Below are 23,828 nucleotides of genomic sequence, written 5' to 3' on the forward strand. Positions count from 1 at the left end.
TATTCAAGGAGGAAAACAATGGCTCGCTTATCGGACAAGGATTTATGTCAAGATGCGCTTAATCACAGTGATACTAGTAAACAAAAAGGCTTCTCCCTCATTGAGCTGTTAGTCACGCTCGTTATTTCAGTTATTATTATCACTCTTGCCATCCCCGCCTTTACTCGTTGGATAAGTCAAAACGAGTTATCAAGCTCTGCCTTGTTATTTCGTCATGTAATGTCTGATGCTCGCTCGGAGGCTGTTAAACTAGGCCGTCCTGTTCGCTTGTGTAGCCGTGATGGTGCTTTGTTAGCGTGCGCAGGAACCTCGCTTACTGGAACCAGAGACTGGAGCCATGGCGCGATATTATTTTTAGATGTAGATGATAATCGCGCTTATGAGGCGAATACTGATTTGCTTTTACGTGCCTTTGAGTTACCTACAGCGCTATCGGCAACATGGAATCGAGGTCATAGTTTGTCATTCTTGCCGTCAGGGCGCATGAATTGGGGCTCTAATGGTACTTTTAAGCTTACGAGTAGTAACGAATTAATAAGCCCTGTTCATTTAGTTGTGGGCATACAGGGACGTATTCGTTCATTTGAACCATGAAATCCCCTACACTGTCGCTTATAGTTTCAAATAAGAAATACAGACGTCAAGATAGCGATTGTGATAAATATGAGTGATTTTTTAGTAGTAGGCGGCGGTGTTATCGGTTTGATGCTTACACGAGAGCTAGCTTTAGCTGGTGCGAGCGTCACTTTGGTTGAGCGAGGTACGTGTGCAAAGGAGGCTTCTTGGGCAGGCGGAGGGATCGTTTCTCCTTTATACCCATGGCGCTATTCTTCAGCGGTAACTCAGTTGGCAACCTGGTCTCAATCGTCTTATGTCCATTTAGCGGCAGCCTTAACCGAAGAAACCGGCATTGATCCTGAATTGCGCCAAAAAGGCATGTACATGGTCGATGTTGAGGACCGTGACGCAGCGTTATCGTGGGCGGCAGCGTATCACCGCCCCTTAGTGGCAGTTGAAGCGAGTCACTTATATCACCATGAACCTGAGTTTGCTTCTGGTTATGAGTCGGCCTTGTGGATGCCTGAGGTAAGCAGTATACGTAACCCTCGTTTGGGACAGGCTCTGCGCCGAAGTGTGATGGATTTAAAACAGGTTACATTACAAGAAAATACGGGTGTTGAGCGTTTTGTCGTTGAAGGGGAAACCGTCCTCGGCGTTCAAATATCTCAGGGAAATATTACGGCTGGGCATACAGTCGTTGCGTCAGGCTCCTGGACGGGGCATTTATTAGGTGGGCTATCAATCTCTTTGCCGGTTGAGCCGGTTAAGGGGCAAATGATGGTCTTTAAAGCAGAGCCTAACATTGTTAATCGGGTTATTTTGATGGCCGGGCGTTATGTCATTCCACGAAGTGATGGGCGCATTTTAGTGGGTAGTACGCTTGAGCATGAGGGGTTTAATAAGCAAATCACTGAGAGTGCTCGGGAGTCTCTGTATCAAACAGCGGTGGGGATTATTCCGAGGTTAGCCGATTTTCCGGTAGAGCATCATTGGGCCGGGTTGAGGCCTGGGTCTCCTGAAGGAATTCCTTTTATTGGAGAGGTGCCGGGCTATCAAGGCATCTCTGTGAATGCAGGGCAGTTCCGAAACGGCTTGGTGTTAGCGCCTGCCTCTACTCGTTTGCAAGCTGATTTATTATTAGGACAAACACCGGTTATAGACCCGCGTCCATACCAATTAGCTGGGCGGCTCGGCTCACTTTAATAAGCCGCTCAGTGATAGGTTATTAGCGCCGTATTAACCATGAAGGTGGGGGCTATTGGTATAGTCTAGCTATAAACCATCATCGTAGATAGTTGGGATGGCTTCACGCTTGTGCTGTGTCTTGATGAAAATGCTAACAATACGGGCTTCTACTTCGCTGCTTACTGGCTTTCCTTCGAGGAAGTTGTCGATGTCATCATAGGAGAGCCCAAGTGCTTGTTCATCTGCTTTTTGAGGGGCAAGGCATTCTAAGTCAGCGGTTGGAGTTTTCTCAACAAGAATGTCTGGAGCACCGAGTGTTTTGGCGAGTAAGCGAACTTGGCGCTTGCTCAGGCCAAATAGAGGCACTAAATCGCAGGCACCGTCACCCCACTTGGTGTAGAAGCCTGTAATATTTTCCGCTGAATGATCTGTACCCAATACTAAGCCGCCAAGAATACCGGCTATTTTATATTGCGCCACCATACGAGCGCGAGCTTTAACATTGCCTTTTGCAAAGTCGATAGCTTCTTCTGATGCTGATAAAAGCTGCTTTTCATGTAGTGCTTGAGTGACAGCGTCAACGATACCATCTGTGCCTGCTTTGACATTTACGGTGAGTGATTCAGATGGTTGAATAAAGCTAAGTGCGAGTTGTGCTTCATCTTCATCTTTTTGGATGCCGTATGGTAAACGCACAGCGACGAAACGATACGTTTGTGAGCCTGCTTCAAGATTTAGTTCGTCTACAGCAATTTGAGCTAAGCGCCCACACGTAGAAGAGTCAACACCGCCACTTATACCTAATACGAGAGTCTTAAGCCCAGAGCTTTGTAAGCGCTGTTTAATGAAAGCGACCCGTCTCGAAATTTCGTAACCGGGATCTATTTCGGGTAAAACTTTCATCTCGTCTCGGATAGCAGTGGCGTCCATTGGGTGCTCCTGAAATAGCTAATGGTCGTGTTTTATTCAAAAATGCCAAAGGTCGCACGGTGGTACCAAGGGCGCTCATTGGCTGAAGGTAGTGTATGCACGTCTTCGACTTCGATAACTTCCTCCTCAGACCCTAATAAACCAAATGTAGCTGTTTCCAACAAGGTTTTATGCTCTTGGCGGTAAGTTTTTACTGGGATGTCAGGATAATTGGTTGCCAACACTTCTTTTGATTTTGCCGCAAGGCGGTTCATACCGAGTTCGGTATAGGATTGGTACATGACAATCAACGCTTCAGGTACAGAAGGCGTTTCTTTAAGGTTTTCTACTACATAGCGGCCGCGGTTAGCTGCAGCAACAAATGCACCGCGTTTCATATAAAAACGGGCTACGTTAATTTCATGTTGGGCTAAGCGGTTTTTTAAGAAAATCATCCGTTTACGCGCATCTGGCGCATATTGGCTATCCGGGTATCGATTGAGCAATATTGAAAAGCTTTCGAAGGAATTCAGAGCCGCACCAGGGTCACGTTGAGTGATATCGATCGGTAAGTAGCGCTCTAAAAAAGTACGGTCTTGCTCAAAAGCCGTCAACCCTTTTAGATAATAGGCGTAGTCGATATTTTCGTGAGAAGGGTGCAGTCGAATAAATCGATCAGCGGCGGCACTGGCGGCGGCCGGTTCATAATTCTTATGATAGGCGTAGATTAGCTCTAATTGCGCCTGCTCGGAGTAGCGGCCAAATGGGTAGCGAGCCTCTAGAAGCTCAAGCTTTTTAACAGCATTACTATATTCGTCTTGCTCAAGGGCTTGGATTGCCTCTGAATATAGCTGTTCTTCAGGGATGTCAGGCGTTTCTTTTTCGCTTCCAAACCATGAACACGCAGACGCCATCACGGTGATGGCCACAATTCCTACTATTTTTGAAAAACGCATCTACTATTTATCCTGTTAACCAGCCTACGGAAATTCGGCGGCGTTCGTCGTATCGGTTATACTGACGTCAGTGCTTACCAGCCGCTTATTTAAACACAACCGGAAGCTAAGCAAAATCATCCGCGCAACAGATCGGTATATTGATGTCAGAAAAGATAGAATTAGAGGCAATAGTCTCTGGAGAGTTCAGTGGTAAGCGCTTAGATCAGGTAGTAGCGCAGCTGTTTTCGGACTATTCACGCTCGCGACTGCAAGAGTGGATAAAAGATGGCGCTATAACCGTAGATGGTAAGCCATCAAAGCCTCGTGAAAAGATGTTTGGTGGAGAGCGCATAGCCCTTAGTGCAGAGCTTGAAGCGATTGAGGGTCATGAGGGCGAAAATATACCGCTTGAGATCGTCTATGAAGACGATGATATTTTGGTCGTTAATAAACCGGCGGGCTTGGTTGTACATCCTGCCGTTGGGCATCGCACCGGCACGCTTATGAATGCTCTGTTATACCATATTCAAGACATAGCTTTGGTGCCGAGGGCTGGCATTGTGCACCGGTTGGATATGGATACAACCGGTTTGATGGTTGTTGCCAAAACCGTCCAGGCACAAACTGAGTTAGTAAAACAGTTACAAGAGCGTAGCATGGGGCGTGAGTATGAGGCTGTGAGTATTGGTGTTATGACCGGTGGAGGTTGCGTCGAAGAGCCTATAGCTCGTCATCCCCGAAACCGCCAGAAGATGGCCGTTGTACCGACAGGTAAAGAGGCGATAACGCACTATCGAGTCTTAGATAAGTATCGAGCGCACACTCATATACGTTTGAAACTAGAAACCGGCCGTACACATCAAATTCGTGTACACATGGCACATATTAACTATGCTCTGGTAGGTGATCCTTTTTACGGTGGTCGTTTTCGTCTACCAAAAGGTATTAGCACAGAGACTCAGGAATACTTGCGTAACTTTAAGCGCCAAGCTTTACATGCCAAAAAACTAGAGTTATTTCATCCGGTCACCGGCGAGCTAATGTCATGGGAAGTCGACCTTCCTGAGGACTTTGCTCAACTTTTATCGGTTTTGCAGCACGACAGAGATGAAAATGAGGCGCTTGGGTAGCGAGTGCCTTGTCGCCTAAATCACACTAATCAACTGTGGGAGTAAAGATGGATTTTATACGACCTGATTGGAAAGCCCCTGCTCATATACAGGTGGCTTCCACCCTAAGGCTTGGTGGTGTGAGTAAGGCCCCGTTTGACGCTTTAAACCTAGGTGATCACGTGGATGATCACCCCGCTGCGGTCATTGAGAACCGGGAGCGACTTTTAAGCGCTTTAGCCATCGAGCGTGCTCAGTGGCTTACTCAGGTGCACGGTATCAAGTGTGTAGAGGCCAAAGGAGATGGGCGTGTTAGAGAAGCGGATGCATGCTGGACCGAAGATACTGGCTTAGCCTGCCTTGTTATGACTGCAGATTGCTTACCGGTAGTTATGACTGATGGTCAGCGAGTATTAGCAGCGCATGCGGGTTGGAGAGGGTTGGCTAACGGAGTGTTAGAAGCTTCGCTGACTAACTTCGCAAGCCCTCATAACGTGCATGTCTGGCTTGGCCCCGCGATAGGTCCATTGGCGTTTGAAGTGGGGCCTGAAGTACGAGAGCGCTTCTGTGATCATAACTCCCAAGCATCCGAATGTTTTACTCCCTCTTTACGCGCAGGTAAGTGGTTGGCTGACCTTTATGAGCTTGCGCGCCTCCGTTTGTTTGAACAAGGTATTCAGCATGTCTCCGGTGGGGGCTTGTGTACATTTACTGATAAGCGTCGCTTCTTTTCGTATCGCCGCGATATTCAGACAGGCCGTATGGCAACGTTGATTTGGAAGACGGCGAGCTGACAATTCAATAAGCTACCAACACACTTGACCAATACCTCCGCCCGTTTTATTGATCTAGATTAATCTTTTGGGTTACATATGTCTGTTTTTTGAACAGCTGATGCTTGAATCTACGCGCTCTTATCCCCATATATCTCGCAATGACTGGATGAAAACCATGTCGGTTCAAGAATTAGGAGAGTGTCGATGCGACCTGAAAAATTTACCTCTAAGTTACAAGAAGCGCTCGGCGAGGCGCAGTCGCTCGCCATCGGGAAAGATAACAACCAAATAGAGCCGATTCATTTGTTGGCTGCTTTCATAGAGCAGCGAGACGGTTCGGTTCGGCCATTGCTTGCCCAAGCGGGAGCTAACCCTCAACAGTTAACCCGTTTAATAGGTGAGGCGATTGATCGATTACCTACGATTAAAACCCCTGACGGTGAAATTCGGCTATCGCAAAACATGGCACGTATTTTTAACCTGACCGAAAAACTAGCACAGCAGCGCGGAGATCAATTTATAGCAAGCGAGCTTGTTCTGCTGGCCATGCTTGATGACAAAAGTGATGCAGGTAAGGTTTTAAAAGAGGCGGGTGTTACAAAAGCCGCACTTGAAAAAGTCATTTCTGCTATGCGTGGTGGTGATAGCGTCAATGATGCGAATGCTGAGTCTAATAGGCAGGCTCTGGATAAATACTGCATAGACCTAACTGAACGAGCTGAATCCGGGAAGTTAGACCCCGTGATTGGACGAGATGATGAAATACGCCGCACCATTCAGGTTCTTCAGCGTCGTACCAAAAACAATCCAGTATTAATAGGTGAACCTGGTGTAGGTAAAACGGCTATTGTTGAAGGCTTAGCGCAACGAATCGTAAACGGCGAAGTCCCTGAGGGCTTAAAAAACAAAAAAGTCTTGTCGCTGGATATGGGCTCCTTGATTGCTGGTGCTAAGTTTAGGGGCGAGTTTGAAGAGCGTTTAAAAGCGGTGCTTAACGAGTTGTCTAAGCAAGAAGGCCAAGTGATCCTCTTTATTGATGAGCTGCACACTATGGTTGGGGCAGGTAAAGGCGAAGGCGCGATGGACGCTGGTAATATGCTTAAACCGGCTTTGGCGCGTGGTGAGCTTCACTGTGTTGGGGCAACGACATTAGATGAGTATCGTCAGTATGTAGAAAAAGACGCCGCCCTAGAGCGCCGTTTCCAGAAAGTGATAGTGGATGAGCCTAGCGAAGAAGATACCGTTGCTATTTTGCGTGGTCTAAAAGAGCGCTATGAGATCCATCACAGTGTCGATATTACGGACTCAGCTATTATTGCTGCCGCTAAATTGTCACAGCGTTATATCACTGACCGCCAGCTTCCTGATAAAGCGATTGACTTAATAGACGAGGCGGCCTCTCGTATCCGTATGGAAATGGACTCCAAGCCAGAAGATATGGACCGCCTTGAGCGTCGACTCATTCAATTGAAGATGGAGCGCGAAGCGCTTAAAAAAGAAAAGGATGAGGCCGCTCGTAAACGACTAGACGAACTGGAAAAAACGATAGCAACATTGGAACTTGAATTTGCAGATCTGGACGAAATCTGGAAAGCAGAAAAAGCTGCGCTGCAAGGCTCTCAAAAGGTTAAAGAAGAGCTTGATCAGGTGCGCATCGAAATGGAAAAAGCGCGCCGCGAAGGCGACTTGCAAAAGATGTCTGAGCTGCAGTATGGCCGGATTCCCGAGTTAGAAAAGCAGTTGGAGGCGGCTAATGAGGCAGAGCAAGCTGGCTTGCAACAAGGTAACAAGTTATTACGTAATAAAGTCACCGAAGAAGAAGTAGCGGAAGTCGTATCGCGCTGGACCGGTATACCAATTAACAAAATGTTAGAGGGTGAGCGCGAAAAACTGCTACGTATGGAAGAAGAGCTTCATCATCGGGTCATTGGCCAGCGAGAGGCAGTAGAGGCCGTCTCTAACGCCGTGCGCCGATCCCGAGCAGGGCTGTCGGACCCTAACCGCCCAAATGGTAGTTTCCTTTTCTTGGGACCAACAGGGGTGGGTAAAACCGAGCTATGTAAAGCGTTGGCGAGTTACCTGTTTGATACCGAAGAAGCCATGGTGCGTATCGATATGTCCGAATTTATGGAGAAGCATTCCGTTGCACGTTTAATTGGAGCGCCTCCTGGGTATGTTGGTTATGAAGAGGGAGGGTATTTAACAGAGGCAGTGCGCCGTAAGCCGTATTCAGTGCTGTTGTTGGACGAGGTTGAAAAAGCGCACCCTGATGTCTTTAATATTTTGTTGCAAGTGCTAGAGGATGGTCGTTTAACCGATGGACAAGGTCGTACCGTTGATTTTAGAAACACTATTGTTGTGATGACATCAAACTTAGGCTCTCACCTGATCCAGAGCTTTAATGATGATGACGATTATGACTTAATGAAGCGGGCCGTCATGGAAGAGGTGGGATCGCACTTCCGCCCTGAGGTGATTAACCGTATAGATGAAGTGGTTGTCTTCCATAGTTTGCGCAAAGATCAAGTGTCAGGTATTGCTAATATTCAGCTTGACCGTCTACGTGAACGCTTGGCAGAACGGGATCTTACCTTAACTCTGACCAGCTCGGCACTGGATAAGTTGGTTGATCTCGGCTTTGAGCCAGTTTATGGTGCGCGGCCGTTAAAACGCGCCATTCAGCAGCATCTAGAGAACCCGTTAGCACAATCGCTTTTGGCTGGTCAGTACTTGCCGGGGCATGAAATTGTGGTAGATGTGGAGGCCGGCGAGTTTGTCTTTCGCTAAAGGTGCTGAAGAGTCAAAACATTGTTAAGTACTAGCCCGCTACAGAGCGGGCTTTTTTTTAGCGTTTTTTGAAGATATGAAGGGGCTATTTACTGGTGAAAAGTGGTTTTATAGCCTAGTTTTATATGAGTAGGGGCTAATAGATAAAATCAGTATAGAGAGAGCTGAATGAAGTGTCTGAATGTGTTGGTAGTGGATGATGCAAAGTTTATTTGCGAGCATGTAACTAAAATTGTTCACGAGTCCTTTCCCTCGTCTGTTGTTAAATCGGCTTTTAACGGCGAAGACGCCCAACAAATTATGTCGTCTATTACATTTGATCTGATTTTATGCGATTGGGAAATGCCGCATATGAATGGCCTAGAGCTGTTAAAGTGGACACGCCAACAAGACGCTTATAAAACGACACCCTATGTCATGATTACAAGCCGTGGCGAGCGTGAATATGTCTTAAAAGCCATTCAGGCTGGTGTGAACGATTATCTAGGTAAACCGTTTACTAGTGAGCAGTTGATTCAAAAAATTAATAAGATGTTGGGCAAAAAGACCAGTGTCGAAGCTCGCATGGTCAAAGATGATGCGAAACCCGAGACGGGCACCATGACAGCAGGAAGCGAAGCGCAAGCTAAGCATATTCCAAAACCTAAAGGTATGGCACATTTAAGGGTTCGCAATGACATCTACAAATGTGCCATTAAGGACCTTAGCCTTAAGGAAGTGTTCGCTGTCGTAAAAAATGAGGGCAATTATCCCGTTGTTTTAGATCAAGCTGTCATTGATATTGAATCAATGGACGGCGGTAACGTTGCACGTTTGAATGGTTTTATCCGCATGGTTGAAGCGGCAGAAGCTCATATCGAAACGCCCTATATCAATATTTTAGTAGCGTTGGTGGATGATGACCCTGAAAAAATGGATCATCTGTCGCGATATATAGCCCAAGCTCGTTAGTGATTGATATCCCAACCGGCTTAGTTGCGAGGCCTGACTAACCGAGTACGGCGTAAGTCGCTGTAAAACATACCGAGACAAGCCGCCGCAATTGAAACCGCAAACAAGTCAGTATGTGCAAAACCACCATTATAGGTAAGCAACCTAATTGTCGCCGCAAAGAGCAGTAAGACAATAATGATGAAAAGCCATGGCGTAAACCAAGCTTGCAATCGATTGGCGAGCGATACGCCGAGCCACGAGCACAATAACCCCGCTGATGCGCCGGTTAAAACATCAACAGGCCAGTGCACTCCCACAGCTATGCGCGAATAACCAATCAGAGCAGCTAGCAGTAAAGCGCAGATTTGTGCGGCCCGAGATTGGCATAAGTGTGTCACTAGTCCAGCCGCTAAAAAAGCAGTCGCGGTATGCCCTGACGGGGTGCTATTGGCTGTTAACGCCGAACCTATTAAACGAAATGAGTCGTGGGCAAGGGTGGCGGGTGGTCTAGCCGTATGAAAGTACAGCTTTAACCCTTGAGTCATTAATATGCCAATGATGCCGGCGAATAGCATGGCGAGTGTAAAGCGAGGGTAGCGTAAGCTTAGGGCTAAACCCATGGCCAGTATTGGCCATTTATCGCCACTAAAAGTGATGTACTCCCACATCAAGGCAGGGAAGGGTAAGCTATAAGCTTGTAAGGTGTAGAACCCTGTTGTTAATCCACCCGGCAAAAACAATACCGACAAGCCTATCAGCAGTAATATGCCGGCCAGCGGGATTTGCCAAAACTGCGCTGGTGGGATGGCGTCGCTGCTCTCAATATGTTCCTGTATATGGTGAAGGTGGCGCATACATAATTGCTCTCTGATGATCGGTAAACAGACACCCTGCGGTGCTGGCTGACGCGCGAGTGAATATTGTCTTGGGTAACTTATTACACATTGACATAAAAATTGGGTTTATTAAAAGTAATAATACTTCTGTAACAGAGTGGCAGGGGCGATAATAGGTTCCTATTTTCATTGAGGATTTAAAGCGTGCTTAGCTATAAACACGGGTTTCATGCGGGAAACTTTGCCGATGTACACAAGCATATGGTGCTAGTGCAATTGATTAACGCGCTGAATCAGAAGCCTAAGCCGTGGAGTTATTTGGAGACTCACGGCGGGAAAGCCCATTATGATTTAACAGACGAGCAAGCAGAAAAAACCGGTGAATATAAAAAGGGGATTGCTCCTGTGTGGGCTGCTGCTCAGCCGCCTGCATTGGTCGCCAATTATTTAGCTCAGGTGAGCGCTGAAAATACCGGCCGTCTATTGCGTTACTACCCAGGCTCTCCCGCTATAGCGGCTAACATGGCGAGAGAAGATGATCGTATCGCGATTATGGAACTTCACGCGAATGAATATGAACTAATTAATAAATACTTTAAGCGTAATACACAGGTTGCTATCCACCATCGCGATGGTTATGAAGGTGTGTTGTCAATGTTGCCGCCTAAACCCAATCGCGGCGTGGTATTGATTGACCCGTCTTACGAAGTAAAAAGTGAGTATCAAGAGGTCGCTCGATTTATCAAAAAGGCACACCAGCGCTGGCCTATTGGCGTGTACGCCGTGTGGTATCCTATTTTGGAAGCGGGCTTACATCGAGCGATGCTACAAAGTGTAGCGTCGTCAGGTATTCGCAAGATATTTGTTTCCGAGTTTTACCAAAAGTCATCAAATAGTGGTCGTATGTTTGGTAGCGGTATGATGTTGATTAATCCACCTTGGCAGCTGGAGGAACAGCTGGGATCTGTCATGCCGTGGTTGGAGCGGACTCTAGCAGAAAGTGATGCTGATTCATCATCAGGGCGATGGTTGGTGCCGGAATAGTACGAGTTACCTAAAGGAGCCGGATGGGTAAACTCAATCAGTATATTAATACGGTGGCGTTATTACTTGCGCAGCTCATGAATGGATAAACAAAAGGTTGTAGCACTATCGACACAAATGGATTTATTTTTTTAGCCGGGGTTTTATTGTTGGTTAGCATACTAGCCAGCTCCTTAACCGTCCGTGCTGGGTTGCCCCTTTTACTCGTCTTTCTTGGCGTGGGAATGCTGGCAGGTGAAGAAGGCATTGGGCAACTGGACTTTGATAATTCAGGCCTCGCTTTTTTTGTTGGTAACTTGTCGCTTGCCGTTATTTTGCTGGATGGTGGTATGCGAACCAAGACCAGTACCTTCCGGGTTGCGTTGTGGCCATCATTGTCATTAGCCACATTGGGTGTCGTGTTAACCACGGCTGCTGTGGGAGCATTTGCTGCATGGTTGCTGGATGTAAAGCTCATCTATGGCTTGCTACTGGGGGCAATCGTTGGCTCAACTGATGCCGCCGCTGTTTTTAGCCTACTCCGTAACAGTGGTGTAAGACTTAACGAACGTGTGGGGGGGACTCTCGAGATTGAGTCGGGTGCCAATGACCCCATGGCCATTTTGCTGGTTGTCATGCTGACCGGTTTGCTACAGACGGCAGATCATTTGAGTGTTTGGGCTTTTCTAGCTCAAATGTTCCAGCAGTTTGCACTGGGTAGCATTATCGGTTTGTTAGGCGGCAAGCTATTACTCTTGATTTTACGTCGAGTTCCTTTAGTGGAAGGCCTGTACGCTATTCTCATTATTTCATTTGGGTTGGCTGTGTTTTCTGGCGTTAATATGGTGGGCGGCAGTGGCTTTTTAGCGGTTTATTTAGCGGGCTTAACCGTCGGTAATGGGCATCTCAAACAGCTGGAATCTATCTCTAAGGTGATGGATGGGTTAGCTTGGCTGGCTCAGGCGGGTATGTTCTTATTGTTAGGATTGTTGGTTACACCATCTAGCTTATTGACGCACGGCCTAGAAGCGTTGGCCATTGCCGCGTTTTTGATTTTTGTGGCGCGTCCACTGGCCGTGATGATTTGCTTGCTCCCGTTTGATTTTCGTTGGTCTGAAAATTTTTATATAAGTTGGGTTGGCTTGCGCGGTGCGGTTCCTATTGTGTTGGCTTTATACCCAGTGATTGCAGGCTTAACCAATGCGAACTTGTTATTTGAAATAACCTTTACGGTTGTGCTCATCTCGCTATTGTTACAAGGCTCTACGGTACCGCTAGTAGCGCGTTGGTTGAAGGTTGTGGTGCCACCTGCACCGGCTCCCACTACTCGCTTTTCATTAATTGACGATGTGAACTCGCATTATTCATTGGAGCTGTACGAGTTTTTTGTACAAGCTGACTCGCTGCATATCCCCGCTTCAGTCGTACAAAACGTGCCAAGTGCGACGGTTTCTACGCCTCAGTTAGTGGCCTTAGTTCGGGACAAAAAACCGATGGTGGTTAATGCAGAAACCGAGCTAAAAGCGGGGGATAGAATTTGGATGCTGCTGCACCCTGATGATGTGAACGAAGTTGCATTGCGCTTTTCACAACAAACATCAGAGTCATTTCTGCTGCAGAACTTTTTTGGTGAGTTTTCCATACGAGGTGATGCGTCGTTGCTGGATTTGGCAAAAGTGTATGGTGTGCCTCTTGAAGGGATTAGCGCTGAAGACACGGCAGCTGAGTTGTTACAACGCCAATTGGGTAAATCGCTGGTGGTCGGTGACAGAGCACGCTTTGGAAACCTGAGATTAACCATCCGCCAAATGAATGGTAATCAAATAGAGGTTATTGGCCTTAAGCTTCACGACAAGGCTCAATAATACTGCTGGTATAAAGTAAGCGCAGTGCCGGCTAATCGTAACGGCGTGTTAGCCAGCCTGCCTAAATTAGATTTTTAATAGAGAGCTGTTTCGTCTTTGACCAGATCAATTAGCAGTTGCAGGAAAAGATCATCCGCTTCACTGTGTTCCAGAGGGATCTTAACGTTGGTGGTTGAGGAAAGCTCTTCAGCGATTAGGACAGCAGCATCCTTCTTTCCCAAATGTTTGCGCGTTATTTCTTTAGCATGAGCGCAGATCTCTGGCTCGCTAAACACCTTACGAATAAACAGTAGCAATTCATTAATCACGCGCTCTTTGTTTTTAATTTCTTTAATGGCCATTCTGTACTCTCCGCAAACAGACCCTGTATACATTTCTTACACTATAAACCTAGTTTTGGGTCTACGCATCTGTTGAGTTGTTCCTATTTTTAAAATGATTGTTCAAAAAAAATGCAGTTTCCTTGAATGGAAGACGATGAAGTGAGAAAATATCGCGCTATTTTTCTTCGTTTTCAGCAGTAGGAAACCCCGAGGCTGTCAGCGAAACTAAGCAATACCCAGCTTATTTAGTCTCAGTAGGTCTGCCGGTTAAGTGATCCTTTGCCAGCATTCATCAGAACGTGGGCCTAATCCTTTTGCTAGGTTTTCGCTGCTCCGGCGTCATCAGCGCTGCGGCAGTACATGTTCATTTTGCAGAATCTCTGAACTTATATTCACCGCAGAGTCGGTGACGATTAGAGGGTAATAACGTGGAATTACTATCAGGCGCAGAAATGGTTGTTCGCGCCCTGCGCGATCAGGGTGTGAAATATATATACGGCTATCCGGGCGGGGCGTTGCTGCATCTATATGATGCCATCTTCCAGCAAGACGAGGTCGAACATATTCTGGTGCGCCACGAGCAAGCTGCTACACACATGGCTGATGCTTATGCGCGCGCTACCGGTAAAGCCGGCGTCGCGCTGGTCACATCGGGTCCAGGTGCAACGAATGCAGTAACAGGTATCGCAACCGCTTATATGGATTCTATTCCAATGGTTGTTATCACAGGTCAGGTGATGAGTCACTTGATAGGTGAAGATGCGTTTCAAGAAACCGATATGATTGGTATTTCTCGACCGATTGTTAAGCACAGCTTTAGCATTCAGCGTCCAGAAGAAATTCCTGAAGTGATCCGTAAGGCCTTCCACATTGCAGAGTCAGGTCGTCCTGGTCCAGTTGTGGTCGATATCCCTAAGGATATGACAACGCCAACCGATCGTTTTCAGTATGAGTTTCCGGCTGATGTGAAGCTGCGTTCATACAATCCGGTTACAAAAGGGCATAGCGGCCAAATTAAAAAAGCATTTGATATGCTGATGTCGGCTAAGCGTCCAGTGATTTACACCGGTGGTGGTGTCATCATGGGTGATGCGAGTGCGGAGCTAATAGAGCTTGCGCAAGCGCTGAATTTCCCTGTGACAAATACCTTAATGGGGTTAGGTGGCTACCCAGGCACAGATCGCCAGTTTATTGGCATGCTGGGTATGCATGGCAGCTATGAAGCAAACATGGCGATGCACCACAGTGATCTTATTTTAGCGGTGGGTGCGCGTTTTGATGACCGTGTCACTAACGCCACAGAAAAATTCTGCCCAACTGCCAAGATTATTCATATCGATGTTGACCCTGCTTCGATCTCTAAGACCATCCGTGCAGATGTGCCTATTGTTGGTGCCGCAAAACTCGTCTTAGAAGATATGATCCAGTTGCTTAAAGGCACGAAAAAATCAGTTGATCAAGCGGCGCTTGCTAGCTGGTGGAAGCAAATTGATGAATGGCGTGAGCGTCACGGTGGTCGTTTCTTAACGGACTCCGAGTTAATGAAGCCTCAGCAAGTTATCGAAATGCTCAGCAAGGTTACTAACGGTGATGCATACGTCTGCTCAGATGTTGGTCAGCACCAAATGTTTGCCGCGCAATATTACAAGTTCAATAAGCCGAATCGTTGGATCAACTCCGGTGGTCTAGGTACGATGGGCTTTGGTTTGCCGGCAGCGATGGGCGTTAAGCTTAACTTCCCTGATGCTGATGTTGCCTGTGTAACGGGTGAAGGTAGTATCCAGATGAATATCCAAGAGCTATCGACTTGTAAACAGTACGATATGCCGGTGAAAATCATCTGCTTGAACAACCAGTCGTTGGGTATGGTTCGTCAGTGGCAAGATATGAACTATGAGTCTCGTCATTCGCAATCTTATATGAAGTCGCTACCTGATTTTGTGAAGTTGGTCGAGTCTTACGGACACGTTGGTATCAAAGTTGATAAATACAGTGATTTGGAAGCGGCGATGACCGAAGCTTTCTCGTTAAAGGATCGCTTAGTATTTATGGATATTGCGGTTGATCCGCATGAGCACGTGTATCCGATGCAGGTTCCGCGTGGCACGATGCGCGACATGTGGCTTAGCAAAACGGAGAGGACATAAAAATGCGTCATATCATTTCTGTTCTTTTAGAAAACGAACCGGGTGCTTTGTCACGTGTTGTGGGTCTGTTCTCGCAGCGTAACTTCAACATTGAAACGTTAACGGTTGCGCCGACTGATGACGATACCTTGTCTCGCTTAACGGTGACGACAGTGGGTGACGATCGTGTTGTTGAGCAAATCACGAAGCAGCTCAATAAGCTGATTGATGTTGTAAAGGTCGTGGACTTGACTGAAGGTGAGCACATTGAGCGTGAGCTAATGATGATCAAGTTCAAAGCCTCCGGTGCATATCGTGCCGAAGTTAAGCGTACGGCGGATATTTTCCGAGGTCAGATAATTGACATTACGCCTAACACTTACACCGTTCAGCTGGTTGGCTCTAGTGCTAAGTTAGACGCATTCATTGATGCATTGGGAACAACGAATGTCATTGAAGTCGTTCGTTCTGGTGTTTCAGGGATAGCGCGCGGCGAGAAAGTGCTCAGCCTATAAGCCTTGATCCATCTATATGATAAAGCCGCTCATTATTGAGCGGCTTTTTTGTGGATGCTCGATAAGCTTTAAGCAAAGTTGTGTCTTGTATATGCTTGCTATCTGGGGAGCAGAGGCGGTAAGCTGCTAAAGCATTTTCGGCGGATAAGTATCGCTTGTCTGTATCGCGTTAACTTATGCACTGTAAATGGAGTTATCATGCATAAGACCCAAGTGCTTATCACTATCGATACCGAGTTTTCGATAGCCGGTGCTTTAAACCCATCTTTAAACGTAAAGCCAGTAGCTGACCCTGTCGTTTGTGGTACCTATAAGGGGAAAGAGCAGGGGCTTGGTTTCTTGCTCGAGACATTTGCTCGCTTTAACACTAAAGCTGTATTTTTTGTTGAAGCGATTAATCAGTGCCATTTTGGGTTAGAGCCCATGGGGCGATTGGTTGAGCGCATTGCCCCTCTTCATGATGTCCAACTGCATACCCATCCCGTTTGGGCCGCATTCGACCGAGATGTGGTAAGGCGTGATCGTCCTTTGTTTCCTGTGAATGATTCTTTGCTTGGGCGTTCAGCTGAGCAAATTGACGCTATTCTAAATATCGGTCTTAACACCTTTGAGGCTTGGGGATTGCCTGCACCTGTCGCAATTCGCACAGGGAGCTTATTAGTTGAACCCGCTTTATATCCTGCCTTTTTAAAACAAGGTCTGCGTTGGAGTTCTAGTATTGGGGTGGGTATTTATCGACCGAGTGATTCATATTTAAACATTGAGCACGGTGTTGTAAATGTGGAAGGCGTTAAAGAACTGCCTGTTACCAGTTTTATCGATATGCCCCGTTTAAGGCCTGCTCACCGTAAAACCTTACAAGTTACCTCTTGCAGTTGGCCTGAAATGCACGCTGTGCTTAATAGGGCACATCAAGAAAAGATAGATCAAGTTGTCATCCTAACTCACCCTTTTGAATATTTTAAACGCAAGGATTACCGATTTGCGGTGCGTCGCCCTAACCGCGTTAATCAGCTACGTTTAGTTTCTTTATGTCGTTTTTTAGATGAGAACCGTGATCGCTTTGAGTCGACGGATTTTCGCACCTTGGATCAAGGTGTTAGAGACGCACCTGAGACCCGCGAGCGTTCGCTACCTTTGAGTTCGCCAAGCGATGTATTGGCATTGGCGCGTATGGGGCATAACAAGTTTAATGATGTGGTGTGGTGGTATTAGCTCAGTGAATCAAGACGTTATTATCGTATTAGGTATCGATAACCCCACGGGGCTATGTTTGTGTCGAGAGCTCTCAGAACAAGGGGTTGAAGTTGTTGGCTTATTTGCTTCTCGTTTTTCAATTGGGGCAGCTTCTAAACATGTAAGTACTGCCTATCGGCGTGCTAATAAAGATGAATTGATCGAGCAACTGTTGGGTTTGGCCGCGAAACATAAGGCGAAAGCACTCTTAGCGGTTGCCGAGAACGATATCCAGTGGATCAATCTGCATCGAGATCAGTTTTCAGATGTGGCTTTGTTGTTCCCAGAGCAAAGTACAATGGATCGCGTTTTGGATAAAGCCCAGACGTATCGACACGCCAAAGCGTTAGGTATTCCAGTGCCTGAAACTTACGAAATTGAAACGCTGGAAGCGTTAGCGGCGTTACGTGATGAGTTGGTTTTTCCGGTGGTTGTTAAATGGAAAGAGCCTGTCGCTATTATTCCTAAGCTATCAGCCCTTGGCGTGCCCCTTGTGAAGGCCGAGTACGTATATTCTTTTGAGCAATTAACTCAGGTGTTGGCTGTTTATGAGCCTGTAGGCGAGTTTCCCCTTATTCAGGAGTATCGTAAAGGTGTCGGGTTAGGTCAGTTCTTCCTGATTCACGACGGACAGGTTTTACAGCGGTTTCAGCATCAGCGTATCCATGAATGGCCTCCTGAGGGGGGATATTCAACCGTCTGCCGGTCGCTATCACAAGTGGAGCATCAAGAGCTAAGTCGGTTATCTGAGGCGCTACTCAAAGCTTTGGATTGGGATGGTGTTGCCATGGTGGAATATCGGTATGATGAGGCAACAAAGCAAGCGGTTTTGATGGAAATAAATGGACGTTTTTGGGGGAGTTTTCCGTTGGCATATCATGCTAACGCTGGGTTCGCATGGCGGCTTTACCAAGCGGGTGTTTATGGACGGGGACTCCCCGAGTCACAGGTCACGCCGGGTCTTGAATGTCGTTTTATGGTGCCAGAAACAAAACGCTTATTGAGAGTCTTGTTGCAGCCCTCCAAGATAAAAGACCGCTCCTATCACAACACACCGCTTGGTGATCTGGGGCGTTACTTATTAAGCTTTGTGAATCCTAAAACGCGGTATTTTGTTTTCATGCTAACAGATGCAAAGCCCTTCTTTCGCGATGTGAAGGGCATGATGACTGGTGTTATTAAACGGTTCACGCGTGGGTAGTCGATGTACCTTGGCGCTGTTCTTTAGAAGCCTGCTGTTGTGTTTCTTTTTGAGCGTCCAGCACGGAGAGTAATGCGCGGGTCGACTCCTCAATTCTGTTAAAGCAGCTGGTGTAGTAATCAGAAGATAATGTGTGAGGGTCATGAATATGCACGTAGCGGCGTTTGGGTAGCGAGCCTAGAAGCAAAATACGGGCGTCTTGTCCGTATCGTTCACGCAATATGTTGGCGTGGCGTATCTCCATCACTAAAAACAAATCCCCTTCTTGCTGCTCAAAGTCACTAATATTGGTGGCTTTGTGTAATGTCAGATCAATAAAACGGTCGGCCGCTTTTTGGATGGCTAGATCCGTAGCCGGAGCCCCCGTCGTTGTTGATAGTCCTATTGAGCAGGTCGGAAAATGGCTGCGGTGACGGGTGTAGGCTTCGGCATACGCGCTTCGGTTAATATTGCCAAGGCAGACAAAGACTAAACGTTGGATGCTGGCTGGTTCGAAGTGTAAATAGGGGTCTATACGTCCTGTTTTGGCGCTTAGTCGTGCTAAAGCGAGACGGATATAACCACGATAGGTGCCATAACGAGCATTAATAGAATGAATGAGTGATGTCATCTGCAATTCCTTTGCATGCCAAACGAAGACTGCATCATAGCAGGGCGAAATAACTTTGAATATCCGATTCGCGTTTCCAAAATATTGACTGATGCTGATAATCGCGTATGTTCGATGTAATACTTGCCTTGATAGTCAGGTTTGATTTTATCTTTATGCACTGTTCTGTAGCTTGGATTATTTGGAGTACTCAATGAAACGACTCATTACTACCTTAGCGATCGTTGCCCCCATGTCTTTTTCAGCCGTTGCGGCGGACATTAAACCTGCTGTGGTGTTTGATATGGGAGGGAAGTTCGATCAATCCTTCAATCAAGGTGTATATGAAGGGGTGGAGCGTTTTAAGAGCGAAACGGGAACAAAGTATCGCGAATTTGAAGTAACGAACCCATCTCAGCGTGAGCAAGCCGTGCGAAAGATGGCACAGCGCGGCGCTAATCCTATCATTAGTGTTGGGTTTGCTCAGGCTGCGGCAGTGGAAAAAGTCGCTTCTGAGTTCCCTGATACTCAAATTACCCTTATTGATGCCGTAGTTGATCAGCCTAATGTGCAGTCTGTCGTTTTCAAAGAGCATGAAGGATCTTTTTTGGTGGGTATGCTGGCGGCGTTAAAATCGCAAACCAAAACGGTTAGCTTTATCGGTGGGATGGATATTCCGCTGATCCGTAAGTTTAATTGCGGTTATGCTCAAGGTGCCAAATATGCGATGGATGATATAACCGTAATTAGTAATATGACCGGATCTACACCGACGGCGTGGAATGATCCTTCTAAGGGAGCCGAATTGGCGCGTAGCCAATTTGATCGTGGATCTGACGTTGTTTTTGCTGCCGCTGGGGGAACGGGGATTGGTGTTTATCAAGCGGCTAAAGATGCGGGTAAATTCGCGATTGGTGTGGACTCGAATCAAAACCACCTCCATCCAGGTACTATGTTAACGTCGATGACAAAGCAAGTGGATGTGGCGGCGTATAGCTCACTAAAATCCGCGGCGGATGATACGTGGAAACCCGGCGTTCAAGTGTTAGGTTTAGCTGAAAATGGAGTGTCGTGGGCTCTGGATGAGCATAACAAAAGCTTGATTACTCCTGAGATGAAAGAGGCCGTCGAGAAAGCGAAGCAGGCCATTATTAACGGAGAGCTTGTCGTTCATGATTACATGAGTGACAACAGCTGTCCTGCTTTAGACTAGATAACAAGGTGAGCAAACATGCACTCGCCAATCCCAGATGATTACTCAACCTCGTGTGCTCCGGCTATCGCCTTACGGGGGATTTCTAAACGTTTTGGTGCAGTTAAAGCTAACAATGACGTAGATTTGACGGTTGCCCGTGGGGAAATTCATGGAATCATAGGTGAAAATGGAGCCGGAAAGTCGACATTAATGAGTATCCTTTATGGTTTTTATGAAGCGGACTCGGGTTCTATTTCTGTCAAAGGAGAGTTGGTTGATATAAAGAACGCCAACGATGCGATCGCCGTTGGTATTGGTATGGTCCATCAGCATTTTATGCTGGTGGATAACTTTAGCGTTTTAGAAAACGTGATGCTGGGAGCAGAAAAAAGTTTCTCTTTAGCGACCAGTGTCAGCCAAACGCGCAAAGCGCTTGCTGCATTATCAGATCAGTATGGTTTAGCGGTAGATCCCGATGCGATTACTGGAGATCTCCCAGTCGGGTTGCAGCAGCGCGTGGAAATTCTAAAAGCGTTATATCGTGGAGCCGAAGTACTCATTCTTGATGAACCTACCGGTGTCCTGACTCCTCAAGAAGTAGAGCAGTTATTCGATATCCTCAATACGCTGCGTGAGCAGGGTGTCAGTGTTTTATTGATTACGCATAAGCTGCAGGAGGTGTTGGCAATTACTGATAAAGTATCAGTAATGCGAGCCGGTACCATGGTGGCTGAGCGAACAACGGTGGATACTTCTAAAGAAGAGTTAGCCGAGCTGATGGTAGGTCGCAAAGTACTGTTGCACGTGGATAAATCACCTGCAAACCCTCAGCAAACGTTGTTAGATGTAGTGGATATTTCTTGGACTGACCCGCGTGGAGTTGAGCGCTTAAAGTCAATTAATCTTCAGTTGCGTGCCGGTGAAATAGTCGGGGTGGCTGGGGTGTCTGGAAATGGTCAAACCGAGCTTTTATCTTTGTTAGCGGGTATTGCTCCCGTTCAGCAGGGGCATTTAAATGTGTGTGGTACACGTGTTGATGCCACCTCATTACTCGATGCAAAGTCATTTCGGCATTTAGGTGTTGGGCATGTGGCTGAAGACCGTCACCGAATGGGGATGGTGAGTGCTTTTTCAGCCAGGGAGACAGCGATCATGGGGTTTGAAGAATCTGACGCGTACAAGTCTTCCGGGGTGGCGGGCGCTTTGGGATTAATGAGCAGCTCCCGCGTGACAGAGCATTGCGAGACGTTAATGGCGCAGTTTGATGTTAGGCCTGCTGATCCTCATTTAAAATCGGCTAATTTCTCTGGCGGCAATCAGCAAAAATTGTGTATTGCTCGTGAAATGGAGCATCAGCCAAAAGTGTTATTGGTTGGACAGCCTACACGAGGAGTCGATATCGGAGCGATCGAGTTTATTCATCAACAGCTTGTTGAGCTGCGTGATGCCGGTAGCGCCATTCTCGTAGTCTCTGTTGAGCTGGAAGAGGTCATGTCTCTATGTGATCGTATTGTTGTGATGTCAGAGGGCCGTATTGTGGGAGAAATGGAGTCCAATGAAGCCGATGCGCAACGCTTAGGTTTGATGATGGGTATTTCTTCGACCTCGGAGATACGCTCATGAGCCAAAAAACATTACCTGTTTGGGTCGATATCGCCTTAATTCCATTGATTAATGTGCTACTTGCGTTTGTTGTCGCCGCTGGTGTCATTGTGTTGATCGGTGAAAATCCGTTAGAAGCGGTCAATATTATGTTGATGGGGGCTTTTGGCTATGATGAGGGTATTGGTTATACCTTGTACTACACCACAAACTTTATTTTTACGGGTTTAGCCGTTGCAATTGCGTTTCATGCGGGCTTATTCAATATAGGTGGAGAGGGGCAAGCATACATTGGAGGGCTGGGCGTTGGGGTAATGTGCTTGGCACTGGATGCTTGGTTACCTTGGTATTTATTGCTGCCGCTGGCTATTTTTTCGGGGGCTCTTTTTGGGGCGCTTTGGGCATATATCCCCGGCTATCTGCAGGCATATCGTGGTAGCCATATTGTTATCACTACTATTATGTTTAATTTTATAGCATCCGCTTTAATGGTTTATCTTCTCGTTAATGTGTTAATTCAGCCGGGCGCGATGTCTCCTGAATCACGTCGTATTGCGGATAATGCAACCCTTCCTTTCATGCACGAAGTCTTTGGTGCGATGGGGATGGATATTGCTTCCAGCCCGTTGAATGTGTCACTTTTTTTAGCGCTGATATGTTGTGTATTTGTTTGGCTTTTTATCTGGCATACCCGTTGGGGGTACGCCATTCGCATGATTGGCTTCAATGAGCAAGCGGCTATCTACAGCGGTATTAATACGCGCCGAATGGTTGTTTTGACTATGTGCATATCTGGTGGTTTGGCCGCTATGGTTGGTATCAACGAGGTGATGGGAGCTCAAGAGCGTGTCGTGTTAGATTTTGTCGCTGGGGCGGGGTTTACAGGTATCGCTGTGGCTTTAATGGGCCGTAATCACCCTGTGGGTATTATTGTTGCAAGCTTGCTGTTTGGCGCTTTATTCCAAGGGGGTGCCGAATTGTCCTTTGAAATCTCAACAATTACACGCGATCTGGTCGTTGTGATTCAAGGATTAGTCATTCTCTTCTGTGGGGCCTTAGCGTATATGGTTCGGCCTACTTTAGAGCGAATCTTTGCTCGGGTATCAGTGGAGAAAGAACTATGAATGATGCGCTGCTAATTGCTGTATCGGCTCTTGATGCTACTTTGCGGTTATCGGCTCCTTTGATTTTCTGCGCCATGGCGGGTGTCTTTTCTGAACGCTCAGGTATTGTTGATATTGGGCTAGAAGGGAAAATGCTCGCCGGAGCTTTTGCTGCAGCAGCAACGGCCGCTGTAACCGGTTCAGTGTGGCTAGGGCTGTTCTGTGCGTTAAGTGTATCTGTTGCGATGGCTTTACTGCACGGCTTTGCATGTATAACTCACAAAGGTAATCAGGTTGTGAGTGGTTTGGCGATCAATATTTTGGCTTCAGGTTTGACGGTGGCATTAGGTATTGCGTGGTTTCAGCGAGGAGGCCAAACCCCCGCCTTAGAAGCAGACGCTCGTTTCGCCGCTATCACCTTGCCCGGCGCCGACTCAGTTGCTGATTTGCCGATCATTGGAGTTGTGTATAGTGAACTGTTGAGTGGTCACAACATATTGGTTTATATGGCTTTTCTGTCCGTTCCTTTAACGGCTTGGGTGCTTTATAACACACGGTTTGGCCTGCGTTTAAGAGCTGTTGGTGAAAATCCGCAAGCGGTTGACACCGCGGGCATTTCGGTAGCCTGGCTTCGCTATCGCTCTGTTATTTGTGCTGGACTGCTGTGTGGTTTAGCTGGGGCATATTTGTCGACGGCCCAAAATGCAGCGTTTTTGAAGGATATGTCTGCAGGTAAAGGATATATCGCTTTGGCGGCGTTAATTTTTGGTAAGTGGCGCCCTACTCAAGCCATGTTGGCATGCTTACTGTTTGGCTTTCTTGATGCGCTGGCAGCTAGGTTACAGGGCGTTGAATTACCCATCATAGGTGAAATTCCGGTGCAGCTTATGCAGGCGCTGCCATACATTCTGACTGTTATATTACTGGCAGGTTTTATTGGCCGCGCTATCGCTCCAAAAGCGATTGGCATTCCCTACAGCAAAGAGCGGTGATTAGGCTGTTAACTAGCCGCTTCC

The 23,828-nt window shown here is 47.0% G+C and carries 21 protein-coding genes; 16 read left to right on the top strand and 5 right to left on the bottom strand.

Going from position 1 to position 23,828, the window contains the following annotated elements; translation table 11 throughout:
• Window positions 1–18 precede the first annotated feature (18 nt).
• On the top strand, window positions 19–594 hold the full coding sequence (locus OW491_RS04300; RefSeq protein WP_290034804.1) for a GspH/FimT family pseudopilin: 576 nt from the start codon (window positions 19–21) through the stop codon (window positions 592–594).
• A gap of 69 nt (window positions 595–663) precedes the next feature.
• Window positions 664–1,764, top strand: a complete 1,101-nt coding sequence (thiO, locus tag OW491_RS04305; RefSeq protein WP_290034806.1) for a glycine oxidase ThiO — start codon at window positions 664–666, stop codon at window positions 1,762–1,764.
• Window positions 1,765–1,833: 69 nt separating this feature from the next.
• On the opposite strand, the gene nadE is transcribed toward thiO, so the two are convergent.
• Entirely contained in the window at window positions 1,834–2,676 is an 843-nt protein-coding gene (nadE, locus tag OW491_RS04310; RefSeq protein WP_075174182.1) for an ammonia-dependent NAD(+) synthetase, read from the bottom strand.
• Window positions 2,677–2,708: 32 nt separating this feature from the next.
• On the bottom strand, window positions 2,709–3,611 hold the full coding sequence (locus tag OW491_RS04315; RefSeq protein WP_075174183.1) for an outer membrane protein assembly factor BamD: 903 nt from the start codon (window positions 3,609–3,611) through the stop codon (window positions 2,709–2,711).
• A gap of 143 nt (window positions 3,612–3,754) precedes the next feature.
• Here OW491_RS04315 and rluD point away from each other — a divergent pair, with 143 nt between their 5' ends.
• From rluD to OW491_RS04335, 4 genes are all read left to right on the top strand, one after another.
• Complete coding sequence (gene rluD / locus OW491_RS04320) at window positions 3,755–4,723, top strand: 23S rRNA pseudouridine(1911/1915/1917) synthase RluD (RefSeq protein ID WP_290034807.1); 969 nt, start codon at window positions 3,755–3,757, stop codon at window positions 4,721–4,723.
• A 47-nt stretch (window positions 4,724–4,770) separates the two neighbouring features.
• Window positions 4,771–5,496 carry a peptidoglycan editing factor PgeF gene (gene pgeF, locus OW491_RS04325; protein WP_290034808.1) on the top strand — a complete coding sequence of 242 codons (726 nt, stop codon included), beginning with the start codon at window positions 4,771–4,773 and terminating at the stop codon, window positions 5,494–5,496.
• A 186-nt stretch (window positions 5,497–5,682) separates the two neighbouring features.
• A complete protein-coding gene (clpB, locus tag OW491_RS04330) occupies window positions 5,683–8,265 on the top strand; it encodes an ATP-dependent chaperone ClpB (RefSeq protein ID WP_290034810.1) in 2,583 nt (860 codons plus the stop codon).
• A 168-nt stretch (window positions 8,266–8,433) separates the two neighbouring features.
• The gene (locus OW491_RS04335) at window positions 8,434–9,216 is read left to right on the top strand and encodes a response regulator (protein ID WP_075174187.1); all 783 of its coding nucleotides are present in this window, start codon (window positions 8,434–8,436) and stop codon (window positions 9,214–9,216) included.
• A 20-nt stretch (window positions 9,217–9,236) separates the two neighbouring features.
• Here OW491_RS04335 and OW491_RS04340 read toward each other — a convergent pair whose 3' ends face one another.
• Window positions 9,237–10,052 carry a phosphatase PAP2 family protein gene (locus OW491_RS04340; RefSeq protein WP_290034812.1) on the bottom strand — a complete coding sequence of 272 codons (816 nt, stop codon included), beginning with the start codon at window positions 10,050–10,052 and terminating at the stop codon, window positions 9,237–9,239.
• A gap of 186 nt (window positions 10,053–10,238) precedes the next feature.
• On the opposite strand from OW491_RS04340, the gene rlmJ reads away from it, so the two are divergent.
• Window positions 10,239–11,078: a 23S rRNA (adenine(2030)-N(6))-methyltransferase RlmJ gene (gene rlmJ, locus OW491_RS04345; protein WP_290034813.1), complete on the top strand. Its 840-nt coding sequence runs from the start codon at window positions 10,239–10,241 to the stop codon at window positions 11,076–11,078.
• Window positions 11,079–11,203: 125 nt separating this feature from the next.
• A complete protein-coding gene (locus OW491_RS04350; RefSeq protein ID WP_290034836.1) occupies window positions 11,204–12,922 on the top strand; it encodes a potassium/proton antiporter in 1,719 nt (572 codons plus the stop codon).
• A gap of 74 nt (window positions 12,923–12,996) precedes the next feature.
• Here OW491_RS04350 and OW491_RS04355 read toward each other — a convergent pair whose 3' ends face one another.
• Window positions 12,997–13,263 carry a hypothetical protein gene (locus OW491_RS04355; protein ID WP_075174191.1) on the bottom strand — a complete coding sequence of 89 codons (267 nt, stop codon included), beginning with the start codon at window positions 13,261–13,263 and terminating at the stop codon, window positions 12,997–12,999.
• Between the two features lie 410 nt (window positions 13,264–13,673).
• Between OW491_RS04355 and OW491_RS04360 the strand changes: the two genes are divergently transcribed.
• From OW491_RS04360 to OW491_RS04375, 4 genes are all read left to right on the top strand, one after another.
• Window positions 13,674–15,392: an acetolactate synthase 3 large subunit gene (locus OW491_RS04360; protein ID WP_075174192.1), complete on the top strand. Its 1,719-nt coding sequence runs from the start codon at window positions 13,674–13,676 to the stop codon at window positions 15,390–15,392.
• Window positions 15,393–15,394: 2 nt separating this feature from the next.
• On the top strand, window positions 15,395–15,886 hold the full coding sequence (ilvN, locus tag OW491_RS04365; RefSeq protein WP_075179698.1) for an acetolactate synthase small subunit: 492 nt from the start codon (window positions 15,395–15,397) through the stop codon (window positions 15,884–15,886).
• A 198-nt stretch (window positions 15,887–16,084) separates the two neighbouring features.
• Complete coding sequence (locus OW491_RS04370; RefSeq protein WP_290034815.1) at window positions 16,085–17,101, top strand: hypothetical protein; 1,017 nt, start codon at window positions 16,085–16,087, stop codon at window positions 17,099–17,101.
• Window positions 17,102–17,105: 4 nt separating this feature from the next.
• Complete coding sequence (locus OW491_RS04375; RefSeq protein ID WP_290034816.1) at window positions 17,106–18,323, top strand: hypothetical protein; 1,218 nt, start codon at window positions 17,106–17,108, stop codon at window positions 18,321–18,323.
• Here the strand turns inward: OW491_RS04375 and OW491_RS04380 are convergent.
• Complete coding sequence (locus tag OW491_RS04380; protein WP_290034817.1) at window positions 18,310–18,933, bottom strand: hypothetical protein; 624 nt, start codon at window positions 18,931–18,933, stop codon at window positions 18,310–18,312. The genes OW491_RS04375 and OW491_RS04380 overlap by 14 nt on opposite strands.
• 193 nt (window positions 18,934–19,126) lie before the next feature.
• Between OW491_RS04380 and OW491_RS04385 the strand changes: the two genes are divergently transcribed.
• From OW491_RS04385 to OW491_RS04400, 4 genes are read left to right on the top strand one after another with little or no spacing between them, the layout of a single operon-like run.
• Window positions 19,127–20,125, top strand: coding sequence for a BMP family ABC transporter substrate-binding protein (locus OW491_RS04385; protein WP_290034819.1), 999 nt, complete (start codon window positions 19,127–19,129; stop codon window positions 20,123–20,125).
• An 18-nt stretch (window positions 20,126–20,143) separates the two neighbouring features.
• Window positions 20,144–21,730, top strand: coding sequence for an ABC transporter ATP-binding protein (locus OW491_RS04390; RefSeq protein ID WP_290034821.1), 1,587 nt, complete (start codon window positions 20,144–20,146; stop codon window positions 21,728–21,730).
• Complete coding sequence (locus OW491_RS04395) at window positions 21,727–22,833, top strand: ABC transporter permease (protein ID WP_290034823.1); 1,107 nt, start codon at window positions 21,727–21,729, stop codon at window positions 22,831–22,833. Before OW491_RS04390 ends, OW491_RS04395 begins: the two co-directional genes overlap by 4 nt.
• Window positions 22,830–23,804 carry an ABC transporter permease gene (locus OW491_RS04400; protein WP_290034824.1) on the top strand — a complete coding sequence of 325 codons (975 nt, stop codon included), beginning with the start codon at window positions 22,830–22,832 and terminating at the stop codon, window positions 23,802–23,804. The genes OW491_RS04395 and OW491_RS04400 overlap by 4 nt, the downstream gene beginning before the upstream one ends.
• The last annotated feature ends 24 nt before the right edge of the window (window positions 23,805–23,828 follow it).

The sequence above is a fragment of the Neptunomonas sp. CHC150 genome, from assembly GCF_030397555.1.
Taxonomy (GTDB): domain Bacteria; phylum Pseudomonadota; class Gammaproteobacteria; order Pseudomonadales; family Balneatricaceae; genus Neptunomonas; species Neptunomonas phycophila.

Excerpts from the sequence above, each read along its gene's own strand:
- OW491_RS04300 (WP_290034804.1), top strand. The coding sequence starts at position 19 with ATGGCTCGCTTATCGGACAAGGATTTATGTCAAGATGCGCTTAATCAC.
- thiO (WP_290034806.1), top strand. The coding sequence starts at position 664 with ATGAGTGATTTTTTAGTAGTAGGCGGCGGTGTTATCGGTTTGATGCTT.
- nadE (WP_075174182.1), bottom strand. The coding sequence starts at position 2,676 with ATGGACGCCACTGCTATCCGAGACGAGATGAAAGTTTTACCCGAAATA.
- OW491_RS04315 (WP_075174183.1), bottom strand. The coding sequence starts at position 3,611 with ATGCGTTTTTCAAAAATAGTAGGAATTGTGGCCATCACCGTGATGGCG.
- rluD (WP_290034807.1), top strand. The coding sequence starts at position 3,755 with ATGTCAGAAAAGATAGAATTAGAGGCAATAGTCTCTGGAGAGTTCAGT.
- pgeF (WP_290034808.1), top strand. The coding sequence starts at position 4,771 with ATGGATTTTATACGACCTGATTGGAAAGCCCCTGCTCATATACAGGTG.
- clpB (WP_290034810.1), top strand. The coding sequence starts at position 5,683 with ATGCGACCTGAAAAATTTACCTCTAAGTTACAAGAAGCGCTCGGCGAG.
- OW491_RS04335 (WP_075174187.1), top strand. The coding sequence starts at position 8,434 with ATGAAGTGTCTGAATGTGTTGGTAGTGGATGATGCAAAGTTTATTTGC.
- OW491_RS04340 (WP_290034812.1), bottom strand. The coding sequence starts at position 10,052 with ATGCGCCACCTTCACCATATACAGGAACATATTGAGAGCAGCGACGCC.
- OW491_RS04355 (WP_075174191.1), bottom strand. The coding sequence starts at position 13,263 with ATGGCCATTAAAGAAATTAAAAACAAAGAGCGCGTGATTAATGAATTG.
- ilvN (WP_075179698.1), top strand. The coding sequence starts at position 15,395 with ATGCGTCATATCATTTCTGTTCTTTTAGAAAACGAACCGGGTGCTTTG.
- OW491_RS04370 (WP_290034815.1), top strand. The coding sequence starts at position 16,085 with ATGCATAAGACCCAAGTGCTTATCACTATCGATACCGAGTTTTCGATA.
- OW491_RS04380 (WP_290034817.1), bottom strand. The coding sequence starts at position 18,933 with ATGACATCACTCATTCATTCTATTAATGCTCGTTATGGCACCTATCGT.
- OW491_RS04385 (WP_290034819.1), top strand. The coding sequence starts at position 19,127 with ATGAAACGACTCATTACTACCTTAGCGATCGTTGCCCCCATGTCTTTT.
- OW491_RS04390 (WP_290034821.1), top strand. The coding sequence starts at position 20,144 with ATGCACTCGCCAATCCCAGATGATTACTCAACCTCGTGTGCTCCGGCT.
- OW491_RS04395 (WP_290034823.1), top strand. The coding sequence starts at position 21,727 with ATGAGCCAAAAAACATTACCTGTTTGGGTCGATATCGCCTTAATTCCA.
- OW491_RS04400 (WP_290034824.1), top strand. The coding sequence starts at position 22,830 with ATGAATGATGCGCTGCTAATTGCTGTATCGGCTCTTGATGCTACTTTG.